The following is a 19,125-nucleotide window of genomic DNA, read 5'->3' on the forward strand; positions in this document are numbered from 1 at the left end:
CAACCACTACTTTCGTTTGAATAAATAAATGCCCTCTGCTGTTTGGAAGGAAGTAATCAAGCCATTTGCCTCCAAATAATCTAAATGCCCTAACGTTTTGGACATCGTTAAACCTAATTGACGCTGAAAAATCGCTGGATATACTCGCTTCGTCATTTGGACAACCGTTAAAGCATCGTCTCCAAACAGCTCATAGACCTTCATAGACTGTTCATACTGTCTTGCTAGTCGTGTCTCAATCAATACAGGTATATCCGTTAAATCTGCCCCATGCCCCGTATACATTGTCGTCACAGGAAGCTGACGTAAAATTTCTAATGATTCATTGTATTGCAGCAATGATTTTGTACGTCCCACTGTACGATCTAATGGTGGTTCAATTAATGGATTGGGTGTAATTTTATCTAATAGTAAATCGCCACCAATTACACGATGTGATGCCTCATCCCAAAAAATAAGATGACTTTGTGCATGACCAAGCGTTTCAAATGCCTTCAATCCAGGATGCCCTGGCACTTCATCGCCATCCGCTAAAATATGTGTTAATGGACGTTTCCCTACAAGCTCTAATTCCCGTCGTACATGGACACTTGGAGCAATATATTCCTGTGGCACACCATGCTCAAATAAACGCTCACGATAAAACGCTTCATGATAGCGCAAAAATTCCTCGTCATGACGCAGCCATTTATCATTATAAAGATGCCCTAAAATTGTCGCATTCGGAAAGGCTTCTACCCATCCTGCATGATCTGGATGATGATGTGTCAGTACAACTTGCTCGATATCGGTCATAGCAAAGCCAGCAGCCTTTACACCTTGCTGTAATGCTTCATACGCCTCTGCTGTCTTTGGTCCAACATCGAAAATAGTCAATGCGTCTCCTTTCACAACAAACGCATTAACATCCCCTACCGCATAAGGCGTTGGTATTTCTATTTTATGTATATGCACGATGGTTTCGCTCCTCTGAATATTGATTCATATTATTTTACAAGTTTTTGCTCTTTTCGTCATCCTTTAGTTGACATCGAGCTAAATTATCACTATAATTTTGAATAATCAAATTATTTTAGTGCGTTGAAGAAGCCAAGTAAGTAATGCTGGAACGTGTTAGAGAGTGTGCCATTTTGGTGAAAGGTACATCACTGCTCCCCATTACTGAACCTACTTCCGAGCAGTTATGCAAACATAACCGTCTCCCTTGCGATAAAAGGGACAGAAGTTGTGCTAATTGGCAAACTAAGGTGGTACCGCGGAGATTGTAGCGTCTTCGTCCTTTATTTATGAAGGACGGGGGCGCTTTTTATTTTGGTTCAATCAATTACGCCCCAGCGTAATTGCGTCTGGATTTTTCCGAGTTCACTCGGAAAGTTCCTCTTCCAAATCCATGACATCCGCCGAGGCTTTATCTTGATTCAGTGAATGTCTTTTTATTTGCCGCTGACGTTTCACTTTCGCGCAGAAAACATTTGCTGAATCAAGATAAATAGTTTAGTAGCAGATACTACAAATGACATTCACCGAATCAAACTAAAAGTCCTGATGGCTATTATGGATTTTGTTGAATTTAAATGGAGGTTTTTTAAATGAAAAAAATTATATTTATTGGTGCAGGCTATATGGCAGAGGCTTTAATACAAGGTTGGATTAAGAAAGAGGTGCTCACACCACAAGAAATTTATGTAATCAATCGCTCTGACAAAGAAAGACTACAATTTTTAACACAAACATATGGCATTCATAGTGAGTTTGATGAAAGTACGTATCAGCAAGCAGACATCATTATTTTAGCCATGAAACCAAAGGATGCTGTCGAAGCGATGCAAGCACTACAACCAAAGCTTGCGGCGCATACAACCATTTTATCTGTACTTGCAGGCACATCCATCGAAACGATTACTCATTATTTAGGCGATCGTCCTGTCGCGCGTGTGATGCCTAACACGTCAGCTACTATTGGCATGTCAGCTAGTGGCATTGCCTTTAATGAGCAAATTAGTGCTACACAACGCACACAATTTTTGCAATTACTTGCTGCTATTGGTGAAGTTATTGAGGTAGAGGAAGATCAATTACATGCGGTGACAGCCCTTTCAGGTAGTGGCCCTGCTTATATTTATTATTTAATGGAAGCATTTGAACGTGTTGGCACACAAGTCGGCTTGTCAAAGGATACTGTGCGCCTACTGATGACTCAAACGTTGGCAGGTACAGCTGAAATGTTGAAACAGTCGGTAGAAGAGCCTACTGTACTACGTCGAAAAGTGACGAGTCCAGGTGGTACAACAGAAGCGGGTATTAATGCACTAGAGCTTCATCAATTCCAAGCGGCAATTGAAGCTTGTATTAAAGAAGCCGAAGCAAGATCTCGTTCACTTGCAAAACATTCTTAATCAAGGCAAAATAAAGCTGACTACTTGGATTTTAAGGAGGCTTTTCGATGGCAAAATTATTTGAACCCTATCAGTTGCAATCAATCACTTTAAAAAATCGTATTGTAATGGCGCCTATGTGTATGTATTCAGCAGAAGAGGATGGACGCGTCACACCCTTTCATCTTGTGCATTATGCTACACGAGCAGCAGGTCAAGCTGGGCTTATTATTGTAGAAGCAACAGGCATTGTGCCAGAAGGTCGTATTTCAAGTAAGGACCTTGGTATTTGGGATGATGCCCATATAGAAGGTTTACGTCAATTAGTTGACAGTATGAAGGCGTATGGAGCAAAAACCGCTATCCAGCTTGCTCATGCAGGACGGAAGGCAACGGTGGATGGTGACATTTTTGCCCCATCTGCTATCGCCTTTAGTGATGCTTATCGTACACCACAGGAAATGACATTAGATGATATTGCCTATGTTGTCGAAGCCTTTAAACAAGCTGCCGTTCGTGCTGCACAAGCTGGCTTTGACGCACTTGAAATTCACGCTGCACATGGCTATTTACTAAGTGAATTTTTATCTCCTGCTACAAATAAGCGTACAGATCCATACGGTGGCTCACAGGAAAATCGCTACCGTCTACTACGTCAAGTCATTGATGTGATACGCAGTGTGTGGACTGGGCCACTACTTGTACGTGTGTCTGCGGAGGATTACGCCGAGGATGGTACAACAATGGAGGATTTCATTGTCTTTAGCCGTTGGATGAAATCACAAGGTGTGGATTTAGTGGATGTGTCAACAGGTGGCGTTGTGGAAGCCTCTATCCATGCATTCCCAGGCTACCAAGTACCACATGCTGAAACGATTAAACGAGAGGCTGGTATCCCTACAGGCGCAGTTGGTCTGATTACAACAGCCATTCAAGCAGAAGAAATTTTACAAAATCAACGAGCCGATTTAATTTTCCTAGCTCGTGCCCTATTGCGTGAACCGTATTGGCCCCTTCATGCTGCGAAAGAATTGCGAGCAGAGATTCAGCCACCTGTGCAGTATGTAAGAGGCTGGTAAAATTGCATCCTGTGTAGAAATTTGTCGATATTCTATACAAATTTATCGATAAACTGCTATCAAAAATATTCTAGTAATAGAATTGATTAGTATGAAGACCACGTGTTAGTTTTCTAACATTAACACAACCTTTTTTCAGTAAACATAAAAACAGCTTATTCGCATAAAAAGCGAGCAAGCTGTTTTGTTATTCATCCACTGTTTTTCAATAATTCCATAATCACAACCATAACTGCTGCACCAATTACTATAGCTAATAAATAGACGAATGGATTATCCTCTATTACTGAGACACGAATATTTCATCGTGTGATGCCGATAGTCCAACTTCAAATACCATTGTCAGTGTGCCAACTGATTACTGGTACAAATGATATTATGCCCTCTGTAACAAAATGTTTTCCGTAAAACCACCATTTAAGAACTGTCGATAATTGTCGATAATTACCTATTTTTGCCGAAACCATTTACTATTAAACCAAATTATTTTATATTTTGATTCGCGGTGTAAGTCTTTTCATTTCAAACTTTAATTATTTAGTATTCATTAAATAGGGAAAAATAATGAAAAAAACAATAAAAATCATGGCAGCTACTGTTGTAGTTGGTGTAATGACTTCAGCAATGGGTGCTGCCGCAGCAACATGGGAGAGTTACTCAGCCAATGTACCAACCTTTAATGACTATGAAACAACAGCTATGACAAAAACAACTACTGGATCAGCCTATAACCAAGTAAATTATATTGAAAAAGATGGAAAATTAGTTTCTTGGATTGAAGATACATCAGGCTCAAATATTTCTTCAAAGGTTTCCTATTCGACAACAGGGAAAAAAACAATGGACTATACAGCTGCTAGTACATGGAAAGATAAAAAGTGCTTCTTAATATCTCAACTTCTACGGGGACACTTGAAGATATTCAAACTTCTGGAGAATGGACACCCAATTAATAGGACATTTATTCATTAGCTACATATCATCCTACTATTTTGGATAGTGATGATGCTTTTGATTTTCATTAAATGATAGACTGCACCACAAATTTGAGGTTACATAATAAAATAAATGTGTTTTGAGGTGTCATATATGAATTCTTACGTAAAAGAAGAATTTAAACGAGCATTTTTCTCGAAAATAACTCTTTTTACAGCCATCTTTTCGATAGTCTTAGTATTTGGAGGTATGTTTGAATACATAAGTTGGATTAAATATGGTGATATATCCGTTTTATATTTATTTTTATCAGGTTATAATTCTGGGACAGCTAATTTTTTAATTATTGCTTTTCCAATTATTAGTTGCTTACCCTTTGCCACATCCTATGTAAGTGATTGTAAGACTGGATTAAATAAATATATCTATATTCGAATGAGTAAAATTAGATATAGATTGATAAGGTTATTGGTAAATGGACTTGTTGGAGGATTTGTTTTATTTATTGGTCCATTTATTTCATTGTTATTTCTTTTGGGAATCAAAGTTTTTACACATATTCCAATGGCAAAAGAACAGATGGAAACGTTTGAATACTTTGAAAGTTTAGGTATCCATTCACCTATTATCGTTATTTTAATTATTTTAATCGTTTTGTTTTTCTGTGGATTTACCTTCGCCACTTTTGCTTTAGGTATATCAACATTTATCCAAAACGTTTATTTGGTTGTATTGCTACCTTTCATCTACTATATTTTTTCTGCAACCGTATTAATTAACATTCATACATATTTAAATGCAGCAGTGTTATATGATGTTAATCATTTTGGAGTGAATTTTACACAACGATGCTTGTATGGAATTATATTATGTATGATTGGAATCATAACTTTCTTTATAGGAGGTTATAAGATTGAACAAAAAAATATGTAATAATGAGTTGATAAAGGCTTTTTATAACAAAAATATCACTATGCTAATTCTTATTTTGCTTTCACTATACAGTCTAGATCTTTTATTTTCAACAGTGGAGAATGACTTAGAAACTAACGTATATGATTTGTTGATGAAGATAACTAGCTTTCTTCCCCTATCCTACATAATGATACCAATGTTTTTAATAGTTATTACTGTACATTTTTCAGTAGGTGATGTTCAAAATTATATAGCCTTTCGATTTAAGAGTAAACGACAATGGTATCAAATGAATGTAATTTTTATTACTCAACTAGCGGCTACTTTTTCCCTTACAGTTGTTGGTATTATGTTGCTACAATCTGTATTTGTTTTTAGCTTTAAGAATACTTGGAGTGAATTTGCTCTTAATTATTATGAAAATTATGCTATTTTTTTATCTAATTATTCTCCTATACTATACTCCATAGTAACGATCATATTGCTATGGCTTATTTTATTTTTATTAGGACTAATTTATTTTCTGATATTTCTATGGACAAGAAAAACAATGATTTCATTTATGGCTGTTTTTATATTAAATTTACTAAATATCTCCATAACATTAGGCAAATTTGATGGTCTATCTAGATATCTTTTTACTGACCATGTAAATATTCTACAATATATTTATCGATTTAATATAAGTCAGCAACAATTTCCATACAGTATCGTTCTATATTGGATTCTCTTAATTTTCATCATGTATTTGATTGGTTTATTTACTGTTAACCGAGTAGATATCCTTTTAGAGAAAGAGAGTAAGAATCATGTTAGCTAGAATCATAAATTATCACTTTTTATGTATAATAACACCAAAAAAATTATTATTCATCATAGCCACATTTATTACAAATGCACTCCTAGTCTTTTCTATGTACAGTAATAATAGTATCCCTCAAGGGAATATACAGGCAACCATATTTATGTTTTATTTGCCAATAAATTTCAAGCTAGATTTGTTTAGATGTATATTGATTTTATTGCCTATTTTAATTATATTTGGTTTATTTATGAATACGGAAATAAAAGAACGAACAGTCTATTTACTGTTACATATGAAAAGTTTGAGTCATTGGTTTTACAGTCTTATTATTGTATTGTTTATTTTTGTTTTCTTAACTTTTACAATAGGTTTTTTTACAACTTTAGGTGTTGTTACTTTTATACCAAGAGAAAACGTATCAGCTGATTGGATTCAGCTATTAAATTATTTATACACTTCTAATTATCTAAATTTGATTATTAACCAATTTTGTTTACTCATCCTATCCGTTTTTTTATTAGTGTTAATCCATTTATTTTTTATTTTTTTAATAGATAATCTTTCTTTTACTTTTTTGTTAACCATTATGTGCTTTATCCTATCTATAACAATAGGGAGCATCTTTCCTAATGCGTTAAAATGGTTGCCCTTAACATATGGTTTATTTGCCTTTCACGAATTAAATAATTATTCATTGATTTGGTGTTATTTTTGCATATTAATAAGTATCGTTGTGTTAATTATTATTAATTTTAGGATAGTTAAAGCCCGTAGAGAGTATCTTTTTATGCGACATGAATAAAGGAGAATATATAATGAATACTATACTAGAAATACAAAATTTATCGAAAGAAATAAAGAATCGTACATTGCTAAAAAATATTCAAATGAAGATAGATACTCCAGGAATATACGGAGTGATAGGAAGAAATGGTTCTGGTAAAAGCATATTGTTTAAAACAATTGCTGGACTTCTTGTTCCATCGAAAGGTGTAATAAAAGTTTTCGATGAAGATATTGGAACGGGAAAATTTCCTAAAAATTTTGGCGCTTTGTTAGATATTCCTGGTTTTCTGCCACACTATTCAGGTTTTCGTAATTTAAAATTATTAGGGTCTATTCAAAATCGTGTGACTGAGGAAGATATAAGAAAGGTCATAACTTTAGTTGGTCTAAATCCAGATGATACAAGTGCCGTACGTAAATATTCCCTTGGTATGAAGCAACGTCTTGGAATTGCCCAAGCCATTATGGAAAAACCAAAACTTTTAATTTTGGATGAACCAATGAATGGACTTGATGAATCAGGTGTATCAGATATTCGCAATATGCTCATAGATTTCAAAAAACAAGGAATGACTATTTTACTAGCTAGTCATAATGCTGAAGATATATCTCTTTTATGTGATAGTGTGTATAAAATGGATAATGGCGAATTAACACAACACCATTAGCTCCCGTATATCAACATCTTTCTATTCCAATCTAACAAAACAGCTTGCCCGCATCAAATGCGAACAAGCTGTTTTTAATTATTCACTCACTGGTTTTTTCATTAGCCCTACAATCACAGCCGTTACCACTGCCCCAATTAGTATAGCTGATAAGTATAAGAACGGATTGCCTTCTACTACTGGGAAAACGAATAGCCCACCATGTGGCGCTGGTAGTCCAATGCCAAATACCATTGTCAATGCCCCTGCTATTGCTGAACCAATCACTGCTGCTGGAATAACACGTGCTGGGTCTGCAGCCGCAAATGGAATCGCACCCTCTGTAATAAAGGATACCCCCATAATGTAACATGTTTTCCCTGCATCTTTTTCTGCTTTTGTAAATTTACTTTTAAAGAATGTTGTTGCCAATGCTAAGCCTAATGGTGGTACCATACCACCTGCCATTACCGCTGCGTGTGGTCCAAAATTTCCTGAGCCAATCATCGCAATACCGAATGTGAAGGCCGCTTTATTAATCGGACCACCCATATCAATGGCCATCATACCGCCAAGCAATAAGCCTAATAATACTAAATTCCCTGTACCTAAGCCCTCTAACCAACCAATTAATGCTTCATTTGCTGCTCGTACTGGATCGACAACAACGAACATCATAATGATACCTGTTATTAAAATACCGAATAATGGATATAAAAGCACTGGTTTAATACCTTCAAGTGATGCTGGTAAACCATTAAATACTTTTTTCAAGCCTACTACAATATAACCAGCTAAGAAACCTGCAATCAAACCGCCTAAAAAGCCTGCGCCACCTGTTGCTGCCATCAAACCGCCGACCATACCTGGTGCAAAACCTGGTCGATCCGCAATACTCATCGCAATAAAGGCAGCTAGCACTGGAATCATTAAGCCAAATGCATTACCACCACCAATTGTATTTAACGCCTCTGCAATTGGATGATAGGACGGATCATTTGGATCGGATGCATGAATACCGAACATAAAAGAAATAGCAATTAAAATACCGCCACCAACAACGAATGGTAGCATATTGGATACACCATTCATTAAATGTTTATAGAAACCTGAACCTTGTTTTTCCTTTTGCCCCGAAGTTTCATTACCTGTGCTTTGATAAATAGGTGCATCTTGTTTCATCGCACGCTCAATCAATGCTTCTGTTTTACGGATACCATCAGCTACAGGTACTTGAATCACATGCTTGCCTGCAAAACGTGCCATTTCGACTTGTTTATCAGCAGCAACGATAATCGCTGTAGCTTCAGCAATTTCCGCTGCCGTTAATGCATTTTTGACACCTGTGGAACCATTTGTTTCAACTTTCATGTCAACGCCTAGCTCATCCGCTTTCTTTTTCAATGCATCCGCAGCCATATAAGTGTGTGCAATTCCTGTTGGACAAGCTGTTACCGCTAAAATTTTCATTTTGCCACTGCTTGTCACTGGTGCTTCCACAATGACTTCTTCCTCTTCTTCATCTTGATCATGAAGGTCAATCAGCGCTAAAACTTCTTCCTCTGTGTTTACTGCAAGCAATTTTTCACGGAAAGAAGCATCCATTAATAACATCGATAAACGTGATAATGTTTCTAAATGTGTATTATTCGCGCCCTCTGGAGCTGCAATCATAAAGAATAAATGACTTGGCTGACCGTCCAATGCTTCATAGTCAATCCCTGCCGTTGAACGTCCAAATGCTAAAGCTGGTATGCGAACAGCACTTGTTTTCGCATGTGGAATCGCAATGCCTTCCCCAATCCCTGTTGTGCTTTGCGCTTCACGAGCTAAAATGGCTTCTTTAAATGCATCTTTATCAGCTAGACGACCTGCTGCATCTAATTGATTGACCAATTCATCAATAACAGTTGCTTTGGATGATGAAGCTAATTGTAAAATAATTGTCTCTTTTTTTAATAGCTCTGTAATTTTCATACAAACTCCCCCTTATACTTGTGTTAATTGAATTTGAGGTAAAAGCGCCTCTACTTGCTCTTTTGTACATAATTCCAATGAAAATGCTGTTGCACTACCAGATGCTACCCCGTAAGCAAAGGATTGTTCCACATCCCCTGTATGCATATATGCACTAAGGAATCCACCAACAACGGAGTCTCCTGCACCGACAGAATTCTTCAGCGTGCCTTTTGGTACATTGGCATAAAGTGAAATGTTTGGACTAAATAACAAGGCTCCTGCGCCAGCCATCGACACAATGACATGCTGTGCGCCCATTTCTACTAAACGTTTACCATACGGAATCGCTTCCTCCACCGTTTCAATTTTGACATCAAACAGTTCCCCTAATTCATGATGGTTTGGCTTAATTAAGAACGGACGGTGTGGCAATACATTCATCAATACCTCACCTGTGGCATCAACTACAACCTTTGCACCCTTTTGCGTCACCATTTGAGCTAATGTTTCATAAATCGAAGCAGGAATGGACTGTGGAATACTTCCTGCTAATACAAGCGTATCTCTAGCCGTTAATTGCTCTACGATTTGGAATAATTGCGTTAATTCTTCTTCGCTAATAATTGGTCCTTGCCCATTAATTTCCGTTTCTTGCCCTGTTTTTAATTTAATATTAATGCGTGTATCTCCTTGTACTGCTACAAATTGTGCATCAATGCCTTTTGCTTTTAGCGCATCTGCAATGTATTTCCCTGTAAAGCCACCGATAAAACCAAGTGCTTTGCTTGTTGCCCCTAATCGTTGGAGCACTTGAGAAACATTAATGCCCTTGCCACCTGGAAATTTTGCTTCTTTTTGAATTTTGTTCAATCCACCTAGTTCAAAAGTGTCCAGTTCCACGATGTAATCAATCGATGGATTTAATGTCATTGTGTAAATCATCCTGTCACAACCTTTACTGTGGTTTTTGTTTTTAGTGCCTTTAAGGTGCTTGCTTCAATAGCATTTGTTAAAATCGTCGCTTCATGTAATGCAGCCACTTCTGCAAAGGACACTTCATTGAACTTTGATTCATCGGCGAGTATATAAGCCTCACGTGACAAATGGATAGCCGCTTGTTTAATCATCGCTTCCTCAGGATCAGGCGTTGTGTAACCATATGTGGCATGAATGCCGTTCATCCCCATAAAGCATTTATCAAAGCGATATTGCTGTAAACTACTAAAAGCACCTCGACCAATCATCGCCTTTGTGGTGTATTTAATTTCACCGCCGACTAAGTATGTCTTAATGCCTCCTACGATTAACGCATCTAAATGGTGGACACTATTGGTCACCACCACAATTTTTTTCTGCTGTAAATAAGGAATCATTTGATACACCGTTGTACCTGCATCTAGATAAATACAATCGCCATCTTCCACAAAGCTTGCCGCTAATTTGGCAATGGCCATTTTTGTTTGAAGGTTTTTGGCGGATTTTTCGACCACGCTTTGTTCATCCAACTTGCCTTGTAATCTTGCTGCACCACCATGTATGCGCTTTAAAAATTTCGCATGCTCTAGCTGTGTTAAATCTCGCCGAATAGTGGATTCGGAAGCCTCCGTCAATTCCATCAATTCTTGAATATTTACAATGTCTTGTTTCTTTAATAAATCACGGATTAAACGATGCCGTTCAGCGGTTAGCATTTGTCACACCTCCCTATCAGCTATCTTTGCCTTTATAGTAGAGGAAATGTTCCGAAAAATCAACAACTTTCTTTCAAAAACATTCATAAACTATCATTTTCTTTTATCTATTGACTATTTAAAAGAAATTTTACGAAATCGTTCAGACGCCCACAGGTTTGATTTCACTAACATTTAAAATGAAGTTCAACTGTGCTATCGTCTAGAAGAGCAAAAAAATACTATTTAGTCTAAACCGTATTTGAGGTTACAACATTTTTGTTTTTTTACGTTCATGTAGGTAACTGAGAACAAGGAGGGACATACCATAAAAAATAAGTCGATTTATTTTATCTTCAGTGTTATGATGATTTTTCTCATTTCGGGTTGCTCGAATGACGTTACTGGTTCAGAGAATCGATTAAGTGAGCCTTATTTTTTAGCGTTGGATGAATTAATTTCAACAGATACAGCTCTTAATGAAAACATGCAGTATATTTCTCTGGACTACAACCAAGAGCTGCCTTTAAGTGATTCTGATAAGAAGAGCATAGAGGATTACCTTCATAGCAAATATCATATAAAGATTTATAATCACACCTATGAACAGTTAATTCAAGAAGGATTATATAATCAGCCAAGAACTACACTTAAAGGAATTTTGTTAAAAATAGAAAAGCAAGTGCAATCAGATAATAAGGAAAATATGATAATCGAAGCGAGTAAGTATCGTTCAAATGAGGGTTCACTTTCTGCAAAGATAACGCTAACCTTTGAAAAAGACCAATGGAGAGTGGTTATGAATACACCTACTAAAGAAAGTTAAATAGGAATTTAGATGAAGGCAGAGATTGGAGATGTTAGGAACACTATTTATTGTTCACTTTATTACGCTATGTTATGACAGTTGGCTATGAAGCATTATAAGATAAACCATTACAAAAGAGGCTGTAGATTTAACCAACAGCCTCTTTCGATTATGCTTTCGTATATTTTTTTATCGCAGGTATAATATCATTACCAATCAACTCAATATTTTTCATGATTTTCTCAAACGGTACACCGCCAAAATCAATTTGTGCCATAAAGCGTTGCATACCAAATAACTCATATTGGTACAACAGCTTTTCAGTGATTTCCTCTTTACTGCCCACCATCAACGCATCTTGAACGGCAGGTGCTTCAGCAAATTGCTGCATCGGGTAGCCACTACCACGAATCGCTTGAAAACCACCGTTTAAATGTGGATACATGCCTTCCAATGCCTCTTTTGTTGTATCAGCCACATAAAATAAACTCGTTGTCGCAATAGGCAATGTTTGCGGGTCAAAGCCACTGCGATCTGCTGCTTCACGGTAAGCATCCACAGAGGCTTTAAAACGAATAGCAGGTCCACCTAATGTTGTCAGCATCATTGGAATGCCCATATACCCTGCTTTAATCGCACTAGCTGGAGGTCCACCAACTGCACGCCAAATGGGTAAGGAGCCTGTTTTCGGCTGTGGCAAAATTTGCGTATTGCGTAAAGGTGTACGGAATTTACCCTCCCACGTAATCAGCTCCCCCTCATTGATTTGCTTTAATAATGCTAATTTTTCTTCAAAAATTTCCTCATAATCATGTAAATCAACGCCAAATAATTCATATGCCCCAACACGAGAGCCACGACCTGCCACAATCTCTGCACGACCATTTGAGATTAAATCAATTGTCGCAAAATCCTCATAAACACGCACAGGGTCTGATACACTAAGCACTGTCGCAGAACTTGCTAATTTAATGTTAGAGGTAGCTTGTGCAATCGCTCCAAGTACAACTGTATGTGCCTGTGTTGTAAAATAAGACTGATGACTTTCTCCTACAGCGAATACATCAATGCCTGCCTGCTCTGCTAGTTGGCTTGCTTCAATCATTTCGCCTAAACGTTGCTGTGCTGATACACGTTCACCTGTTAATGGATTCGGGATATGATCACCTAATGAATATAGTCCAAATTCCATGCCTTTTGATGGATCAATACGATAGTTTTCCATGGTTATCTCTCCTCTTCATTTAACGGTTCTAACAATGCCTCAATATCTGCACGTTTCCCCTCTAAAAATGGTGGTAAATCTAAGTTTTTCCCTAAGTCCTCGATGGATGAATCCGCTGTAAAGCCTGGTCCATCTGTGGCCATCTCAAATAAAATACCATTGCGATCTCTAAAGTACAGGCTTTGGAAATAAAAGCGATCCACAACACCTGAGCTATCATAGCCTCTTGCTTTAACTTTAGCGTTCCATTCCTGCAATTCTTCTACTGTTGCCACACGTAGTGCCAAATGATGCACACTACCTCGTCCAGGTTTTTCGCTTGGTCCTTCTAGCTCTTTCACTAAAATTTCTCCAAATACTTCGCCCTCAACAGATTGCACTAATACTTCATTATCCTTTTCTGCTACGACAGTATACTGGAATAATTCTTGTAAGACGCTCATTGTACGTTCAATAGAGCGCACTGTTATTTCCACTGTGCCCATGCCTAAAATACGGTGTTCAGCAGGGATTTTTGAGCCATCCCATGCTTGCCATGCGGAAGGTATAGCTTGATTATTGTGATTCAACAGCACCATTCGCAAGCCTTCATGATCCTCAAATAATAAGGCATCTTTGCCAGCATAAGTAGTGATTTCACTATGTGTAACACCCAATTGCTCGAAGCGTTTCTGCCAATACACTAAGCTGTCATAGCTTGGTACTAATAAGCCAATACGTGTAATGGCATTTGTACCTCGAACCGTGCGCCCCGCAACTGGCATTTCAAAAAAGGTTAATTCTGTACCTGCCGCCCCTGCTGCATCACCATAAAATAAATGATACATGGAAGGTGCATCTTGATTGACCGTCTTTTTCACTAGACGTAAGCCTAAAATAGTTGTATAAAAATAATGATTTTCTTTGCCATTTTTCGTTAACATTGAAATATGATGATGTCCACTTAACATAAGTAATTCCTCCTAATTTATCAGTTGATTAAGCAAGTGATGTGGTAAAAAAAATTACACTGGTGGCAATTTTTTTTCACGACTATGCTTATCTAATTTTGTCATAACTGTATATAACGATTTTAACTCTTCCTCCGTTAACACTTCCTCAAAAAAAGATGTTTGGAACTGAAGCTGATTAGGTGTTGCGGTATCTATTATTTGTTCACCTTTTGCCGTCAGTGAAATGGCTTTTGTTTTCCATTGCTGTTTGCGTTCAATCAGCCCTTCTTTTTCAAGACGAGCCAGCATCCGAGACATCCCCCCCTGCGTCACAGTCACTTTGTCAGCAAGCTGTGATTGGGTCAATGGCGCATAGGTTTTGATTTGTATTAATACATCAAACTGAGCTGTTGTTAAATCGAAACGTTTTAAAAATTCATCAGATAATTGATTACTTTTTGTCGTAAAGCGCATCATCCGTAGCCAAGTTAAAGAGCCTAATGTATGCTTTTCCATCGTTTCACCTACTCATTTTGTATTTCTATTATCACTTTACTACGCAAGTGATAAAAAAGCAAGTTATTTATTTTGAATTCAAGATAATTTCATCAAACCTATAACTTTAGGTTATAACCTTCATATATCGTTCATTTTCAATTCTGATTTTCGTGTTATTAAAAACGATTTAAGGAGGCTGAGAGAAATTTCTCAACCCCCTTTTTATATCTCTAGTTTAAAAATAGAATTCATTCTTAGCGCTTTCTGCTCAATGTAACATTGTTTTTAGTCTTCATATACCACAATGATATAGGTAGTACTTGCCATCAGACAACTGTTTAGATAGATCAATGAATTTTTCAAAATTTTCTAAAGTGTCATCTCTATCAAAAGTCAATAAATCCTCATCAGTGTAATCATGGAAATAAATAAGCCTTTTGATTACACTTGGACCATTTTTAAATAAATCTCTCCAAGCAGTAAAAATAGAAATAAGGGAAGAAGCTGAATTTTCATCAAATAGTGTTATCCCAATATGATTAATCCCTACTTCCATAGGTTTTCCTGGCAAGGCGGGGTTCATACATGGAATCCATGTAAGTGAATCAAAAATATAATCAAATACTTTAATTTCAATTGTAATGTAATCAACAATTATATCCTTGTGATTGTCTCTATTTCTATAAAAATTATTAAAAAAATCGTCATCTTGTGTTTCGGTCTTTTTTATCAAAAAAAATTCATGCATAAATACCCTCCGCCTATATTTAATTTCTTTTTATATAATAAATAACTATATTTTTCATTCATTTGTTTTCAATATTTATCATTTCTTTTTAGACGTAATGCTCTGTGATATGGAACAGATGTGTATTGAATTGTCCAAACATTTACAAATTATCTGTCCTACCATCAGCGCCTTTGTTTTACCTATGTTAAGTGTCGTGCTATTGAAAATAATTTAAGGAGGTCAAGAAAAATTTCTCAACCCCCTTTTTATGCTTCCTTACAATGTAAAATATACCCACCATATGCCAACTTAATCTCTACACGATATAGCACATCATCAAGATAGAATGTCACAGGCTTTTCGGTGCTTTCAAATAATAAAAATTCTTTGTCGGTCACATGTTTTTCAACTGCCTCACAAATCACTTTAGCCGATGGATAAGTCAATGCTTCATGCAGCTCAATCAAAAAACCTTTGTTTCTCAATTTCTTGAAAAATCTCATTTCACATCACCCCTTTCCATTTATTATAAATAAAAACACGTAAAATCACCAAATATTTGTGCGATTTTACGCGTTTATCCTTTATACCTTATATTTCCCTGCTGATTGCTGTAAGCTTTCCGCTGTCGCATTTAGGCTATCGATAATCGTTGTCATATCATTCATGCTTGTTGCTTGGTCTTGTGCTTTATGTGCAACTGCCTCGACATTAGATGTTGTTTGTTTAGCTAATGATGAAATATCCTCCATTGTTGCGGTTACTTCCTCTGTGCTGGCAGCAATTTCTTCCGTTGCGCTAGACACTAAATCCACTTGCTTCGCTAATATTTGTACATCGTGATTAATGCCTTCAAAGGATTGCTGTGCTTCACTAGCAATCGAGCGGCCATTCTGTAAAACATCTGCTGTGGAATGGATTGCTGTAACAATATTTGCTGTTTCACGTTGCACATTGACTACTACATCGGCAATACGATCAGCTGCTTCTTTGGATTGCTCTGCTAGCTTGCGCACCTCATCTGCCACGACCGCAAAGCCTTTTCCAGCTTCACCAGCACGCGCTGCCTCAATAGACGCATTCAATGCTAATAAATTCGTTTGATCAGAAATACCTGTAATCACATTAGTAAATTCACCAATCATGTTGGACAATTTCTCTAATTCCTGTGTACTGACAACTGATAACGCTGTTTTATCATTAATTTCAAGCAATTGTGTTTGGAAACGATTCATAATTTGCAAGCCGTTGTGCGCATTTTCTTCTGTACTACGAGAAATCGTTGAAATTTCAGTAATGGACTCTGAAATATGCTGAATACTTTTTGCCAATTCTTCCATCGAGCATGTCGTATCCTCTGTATTTGCTAGTTGTGTCACGGAAGCCTGTGCTACCTGCTGAGACTCCTCTTGAATAACCTTAGATGAATCAAGTGTTTGATGTGCGTTTTCATGAATCACATAGGTCGCCGCTTTAATTTGAATAGCATCCTCTCGTAAAGCCATCATAATATGCTGGAAATTTTCCATCATACCATTAAAGGATGTGACCAATTGACCGATTTCATCATTAGATGTCACTTGAATACGCTTCGTTAAATCGGCTTCTCCATGACTGATTTCTTCTAATGAATTACGCACATTTAAAATACGTGATGTTTGTTTCGTCACGGTGAAGTTCGTCATAAAGAAAATCGCAGCTACTGCAATGACAAATGCCACTAGTGTACCTAGTAGAATATTTGACAATACCCCATTAGATACTACAATGGCTAAATATGTGCCATTCGATAATGGTTTTACATATTGTGTAACACGTACCCCATCATATTTCCCGGAAAATTCTGTAGATTTATTATCTGCAAAGCGCTTGTTTGTAAAGCCAATACTCTCTAGTTTGCTATCCGTTGTCGCAACAACTGCTTGCCCGTCTTGATCCACAATAGCCGCAAATAATATGGTATCGGATAGATGCTTTTTCAATTCATTTATGTAATATTCACTTCCAATACTTTCCTCTAAAGCTACTAATTGCTGCCCATTTCGGCCAATTTGTACAATTTGTGGTGTAGCTGGGTTCCAACTGCTCACACCAACAAATTTATAAAACTGGTCATCTACATCCCGTATTTGTGCTTTTTGTATAATTTCCGTAGCACGACCATCCAATAGCTGCATATATTCAGCAGCTTGACCATCTGGATCTGCACCGAAATTGAAGTCAACAGTTGGTGCTACAGATGTGACACCTGTGTTCCCTTTATCATCTGTACTCCAAATTTCATCAATGCCACCACGTTCAGCAATGGCCTTTAAATCCTCAAATGTTGCCCCCTTATCGATAATATAAGAAGCCATCACCGATTCGGCAACCATTTCCTTTTCCATAATCTCCTCGGCTTTTTCTCTAGAGTGAATCGCGCCTTCCATTCCCATCACAATCGAATTAGCAAGTGCCTCTCCATTACTTTTGACACTTTTATTCGTCGATTGAAAAATATAAACAGAAAATGCACCAATCACTAGCACAACAACAGTCATAATTTCCACAATCATCTTCCACTTCATCGACTTCCTCATAGACAATCCCCCTAACACGTTCTATCCATACAGCATTAATTTTCTCTATTGTAAATAATTTTCATTCAAATTGAAATAATTAATTAACTTCAAGGTAAATTGTTAGTAATCTGCCACAATAGTCACACTTAGAGAAAATAAAACCATTACAAATATATCACGGAAATTAGTCAAATCTCATTCAATTTCCTTAATAAAGAAGAATGTTTAATAAGATAGCTGATTATTCCCCCAACTAAAGACAGCTTGATCTGCCGTTAAATATGTTTGTGGAAAAATAGCCTGTGCCTCTGCTAAAAAATGAGGTAAATCTTGTGGTAAAAATCGTGCACTTAAATGGTTGAGCAATAAAGTTTGAGCACCTGCCTGTTTGGCTACCATTGCCGCTTCTACATTTGTTGAGTGTCCATAGCTTGCGGCTAATTCTGTTGTGTGCCCATCAAACGTTGCTTCATGAATCACAATATCTGCCTGCTTTGCTAGGATAATGGCCTCATCACAATATTTAGTATCGCCTAAAATCGTTAATGTAAAGCCTTTTCTCGGTGGTGCTACAACATCGATTGCCTTCACAACTGTCCCATTACTCAACATAACATCTTGCCCCTGCTTTAACTGTCCTAATAACGGCCCTTTTGGCACACCAAATGTTTGCACTTTCTCCATCAATAATTCCCCAGGCAACTCCTTTTGCTCAATACGATAGCCAAAGCATGGCACAACATGACGCAAAGATTGTGCATAGACTATAAAGTGAGCATCTTCATATACTATGCCATCATGAACTTCCACAAAGTGTATGGGATAGGTTAGATGTGTTTTGGATAAGGCAAAGGTTTGCTCTAGCCATTGCTGTAACCCCTTTGGTCCAAAGATTGTTAACGGCTCATCCCCACCTTGAAAGGAACGAGAACTCAAAAAGCCTGGTAAACCAAAAATATGATCTCCATGCAAATGCGTAATAAAGATTTTTGTCACCTTTCGTGGCTTGAGCGAGGTATATAAAATTTGGTGCTGTGTCGCCTCGCCACAATCCACTAACCACATTTCCCCCACTTCATCCAGCAACTTGACCATTAACGCACTTGTATTACGCTCCTTTGAAGGCATTCCTGCGCCTGTTCCTAAAAAATGTAGCTGCATATACGCCACCTCGTTTCCTGTTCTCTATCGTCCTATTG

The 19,125-nt window shown here is 37.2% G+C and carries 18 protein-coding genes; 7 read left to right on the forward strand and 11 right to left on the reverse strand.

Annotation, left to right across the window (positions count from 1 at the left end; all coding sequences use genetic code 11):
* Positions 1–6 precede the first annotated feature (6 nt).
* Positions 7–954, reverse strand: coding sequence for an MBL fold metallo-hydrolase (locus tag OPF91_RS11920; protein WP_264988970.1), 948 nt, complete (start codon positions 952–954; stop codon positions 7–9).
* A gap of 635 nt (positions 955–1,589) precedes the next feature.
* Between OPF91_RS11920 and proC the strand changes: the two genes are divergently transcribed.
* From proC to OPF91_RS11950, 6 genes are all read left to right on the forward strand, one after another.
* A complete protein-coding gene (gene proC, locus OPF91_RS11925; protein WP_264988971.1) occupies positions 1,590–2,396 on the forward strand; it encodes a pyrroline-5-carboxylate reductase in 807 nt (268 codons plus the stop codon).
* 47 nt (positions 2,397–2,443) lie between these two features.
* Complete coding sequence (namA, locus tag OPF91_RS11930; protein ID WP_264988972.1) at positions 2,444–3,454, forward strand: NADPH dehydrogenase NamA; 1,011 nt, start codon at positions 2,444–2,446, stop codon at positions 3,452–3,454.
* 564 nt (positions 3,455–4,018) lie between these two features.
* On the forward strand, positions 4,019–4,426 hold the full coding sequence (locus tag OPF91_RS11935) for a hypothetical protein (RefSeq protein ID WP_264988973.1): 408 nt from the start codon (positions 4,019–4,021) through the stop codon (positions 4,424–4,426).
* Positions 4,427–4,543: 117 nt separating this feature from the next.
* Positions 4,544–5,323 carry a hypothetical protein gene (locus OPF91_RS11940; RefSeq protein WP_264988974.1) on the forward strand — a complete coding sequence of 260 codons (780 nt, stop codon included), beginning with the start codon at positions 4,544–4,546 and terminating at the stop codon, positions 5,321–5,323.
* Positions 5,304–6,125: a hypothetical protein gene (locus OPF91_RS11945; RefSeq protein ID WP_264988975.1), complete on the forward strand. Its 822-nt coding sequence runs from the start codon at positions 5,304–5,306 to the stop codon at positions 6,123–6,125. Before OPF91_RS11940 ends, OPF91_RS11945 begins: the two co-directional genes overlap by 20 nt.
* An 800-nt stretch (positions 6,126–6,925) precedes the next feature.
* On the forward strand, positions 6,926–7,564 hold the full coding sequence (locus OPF91_RS11950; RefSeq protein ID WP_264988976.1) for an ABC transporter ATP-binding protein: 639 nt from the start codon (positions 6,926–6,928) through the stop codon (positions 7,562–7,564).
* 78 nt (positions 7,565–7,642) lie between these two features.
* Here the strand turns inward: OPF91_RS11950 and OPF91_RS11955 are convergent, their stop codons facing one another.
* The 3 genes from OPF91_RS11955 to OPF91_RS11965 are packed head-to-tail and all read right to left on the reverse strand — an operon-like array spanning position 7,643 to position 11,193.
* Entirely contained in the window at positions 7,643–9,520 is a 1,878-nt protein-coding gene (locus OPF91_RS11955; RefSeq protein WP_264988977.1) for a PTS fructose transporter subunit IIABC, read from the reverse strand.
* 12 nt (positions 9,521–9,532) lie between these two features.
* Entirely contained in the window at positions 9,533–10,444 is a 912-nt protein-coding gene (gene pfkB / locus OPF91_RS11960) for a 1-phosphofructokinase (protein WP_264988978.1), read from the reverse strand.
* Positions 10,441–11,193, reverse strand: a complete 753-nt coding sequence (locus OPF91_RS11965; protein WP_264988979.1) for a DeoR/GlpR family DNA-binding transcription regulator — start codon at positions 11,191–11,193, stop codon at positions 10,441–10,443. Before OPF91_RS11965 ends, pfkB begins: the two co-directional genes overlap by 4 nt.
* Before the next feature lie 424 nt (positions 11,194–11,617).
* Here OPF91_RS11965 and OPF91_RS11970 point away from each other — a divergent pair, with 424 nt between their 5' ends.
* Positions 11,618–11,998: a hypothetical protein gene (locus OPF91_RS11970; protein ID WP_264988980.1), complete on the forward strand. Its 381-nt coding sequence runs from the start codon at positions 11,618–11,620 to the stop codon at positions 11,996–11,998.
* Positions 11,999–12,149: 151 nt separating this feature from the next.
* Here the strand turns inward: OPF91_RS11970 and OPF91_RS11975 are convergent, their stop codons facing one another.
* The 7 genes from OPF91_RS11975 to rnz form a co-directional block, all read right to left on the reverse strand.
* Entirely contained in the window at positions 12,150–13,205 is a 1,056-nt protein-coding gene (locus OPF91_RS11975) for an LLM class flavin-dependent oxidoreductase (protein WP_264988981.1), read from the reverse strand.
* A gap of 2 nt (positions 13,206–13,207) precedes the next feature.
* A complete protein-coding gene (locus OPF91_RS11980; protein WP_264988982.1) occupies positions 13,208–14,155 on the reverse strand; it encodes a ring-cleaving dioxygenase in 948 nt (315 codons plus the stop codon).
* 54 nt (positions 14,156–14,209) lie between these two features.
* The gene (locus tag OPF91_RS11985) at positions 14,210–14,653 is read right to left on the reverse strand and encodes a MarR family winged helix-turn-helix transcriptional regulator (protein WP_264988983.1); all 444 of its coding nucleotides are present in this window, start codon (positions 14,651–14,653) and stop codon (positions 14,210–14,212) included.
* A 274-nt stretch (positions 14,654–14,927) separates the two neighbouring features.
* Entirely contained in the window at positions 14,928–15,383 is a 456-nt protein-coding gene (locus OPF91_RS11990) for a hypothetical protein (protein WP_264988984.1), read from the reverse strand.
* Positions 15,384–15,631: 248 nt separating this feature from the next.
* Positions 15,632–15,868 (reverse strand): DUF4318 domain-containing protein, encoded by a 237-nt coding sequence (locus OPF91_RS11995; RefSeq protein WP_264988985.1) that lies wholly within the window; start codon positions 15,866–15,868, stop codon positions 15,632–15,634.
* 81 nt (positions 15,869–15,949) lie between these two features.
* Positions 15,950–17,944, reverse strand: a complete 1,995-nt coding sequence (locus OPF91_RS12000) for a methyl-accepting chemotaxis protein (protein WP_264988986.1) — start codon at positions 17,942–17,944, stop codon at positions 15,950–15,952.
* Positions 17,945–18,151: 207 nt separating this feature from the next.
* Positions 18,152–19,087, reverse strand: coding sequence for a ribonuclease Z (rnz, locus tag OPF91_RS12005; RefSeq protein WP_264988987.1), 936 nt, complete (start codon positions 19,085–19,087; stop codon positions 18,152–18,154).
* Between the last annotated feature and the right edge of the window lie 38 nt (positions 19,088–19,125).

This window comes from Lysinibacillus piscis (assembly GCF_026012395.1).
In the GTDB taxonomy this organism is placed as follows: Bacteria; Bacillota; Bacilli; order Bacillales_A; family Planococcaceae; genus Lysinibacillus; species Lysinibacillus piscis.

Excerpts from the sequence above, each read along its gene's own strand:
- pfkB (WP_264988978.1), bottom strand. The coding sequence starts at position 10,444 with ATGATTTACACAATGACATTAAATCCATCGATTGATTACATCGTGGAA.
- OPF91_RS11940 (WP_264988974.1), top strand. The coding sequence starts at position 4,544 with ATGAATTCTTACGTAAAAGAAGAATTTAAACGAGCATTTTTCTCGAAA.
- OPF91_RS11980 (WP_264988982.1), bottom strand. The coding sequence starts at position 14,155 with ATGTTAAGTGGACATCATCATATTTCAATGTTAACGAAAAATGGCAAA.
- OPF91_RS11995 (WP_264988985.1), bottom strand. The coding sequence starts at position 15,868 with ATGAGATTTTTCAAGAAATTGAGAAACAAAGGTTTTTTGATTGAGCTG.
- OPF91_RS11990 (WP_264988984.1), bottom strand. The coding sequence starts at position 15,383 with ATGCATGAATTTTTTTTGATAAAAAAGACCGAAACACAAGATGACGAT.
- OPF91_RS11950 (WP_264988976.1), top strand. The coding sequence starts at position 6,926 with ATGAATACTATACTAGAAATACAAAATTTATCGAAAGAAATAAAGAAT.
- namA (WP_264988972.1), top strand. The coding sequence starts at position 2,444 with ATGGCAAAATTATTTGAACCCTATCAGTTGCAATCAATCACTTTAAAA.
- OPF91_RS11935 (WP_264988973.1), top strand. The coding sequence starts at position 4,019 with ATGAAAAAAACAATAAAAATCATGGCAGCTACTGTTGTAGTTGGTGTA.
- OPF91_RS12000 (WP_264988986.1), bottom strand. The coding sequence starts at position 17,944 with ATGAGGAAGTCGATGAAGTGGAAGATGATTGTGGAAATTATGACTGTT.
- OPF91_RS11965 (WP_264988979.1), bottom strand. The coding sequence starts at position 11,193 with ATGCTAACCGCTGAACGGCATCGTTTAATCCGTGATTTATTAAAGAAA.
- proC (WP_264988971.1), top strand. The coding sequence starts at position 1,590 with ATGAAAAAAATTATATTTATTGGTGCAGGCTATATGGCAGAGGCTTTA.
- rnz (WP_264988987.1), bottom strand. The coding sequence starts at position 19,087 with ATGCAGCTACATTTTTTAGGAACAGGCGCAGGAATGCCTTCAAAGGAG.
- OPF91_RS11975 (WP_264988981.1), bottom strand. The coding sequence starts at position 13,205 with ATGGAAAACTATCGTATTGATCCATCAAAAGGCATGGAATTTGGACTA.
- OPF91_RS11955 (WP_264988977.1), bottom strand. The coding sequence starts at position 9,520 with ATGAAAATTACAGAGCTATTAAAAAAAGAGACAATTATTTTACAATTA.
- OPF91_RS11985 (WP_264988983.1), bottom strand. The coding sequence starts at position 14,653 with ATGGAAAAGCATACATTAGGCTCTTTAACTTGGCTACGGATGATGCGC.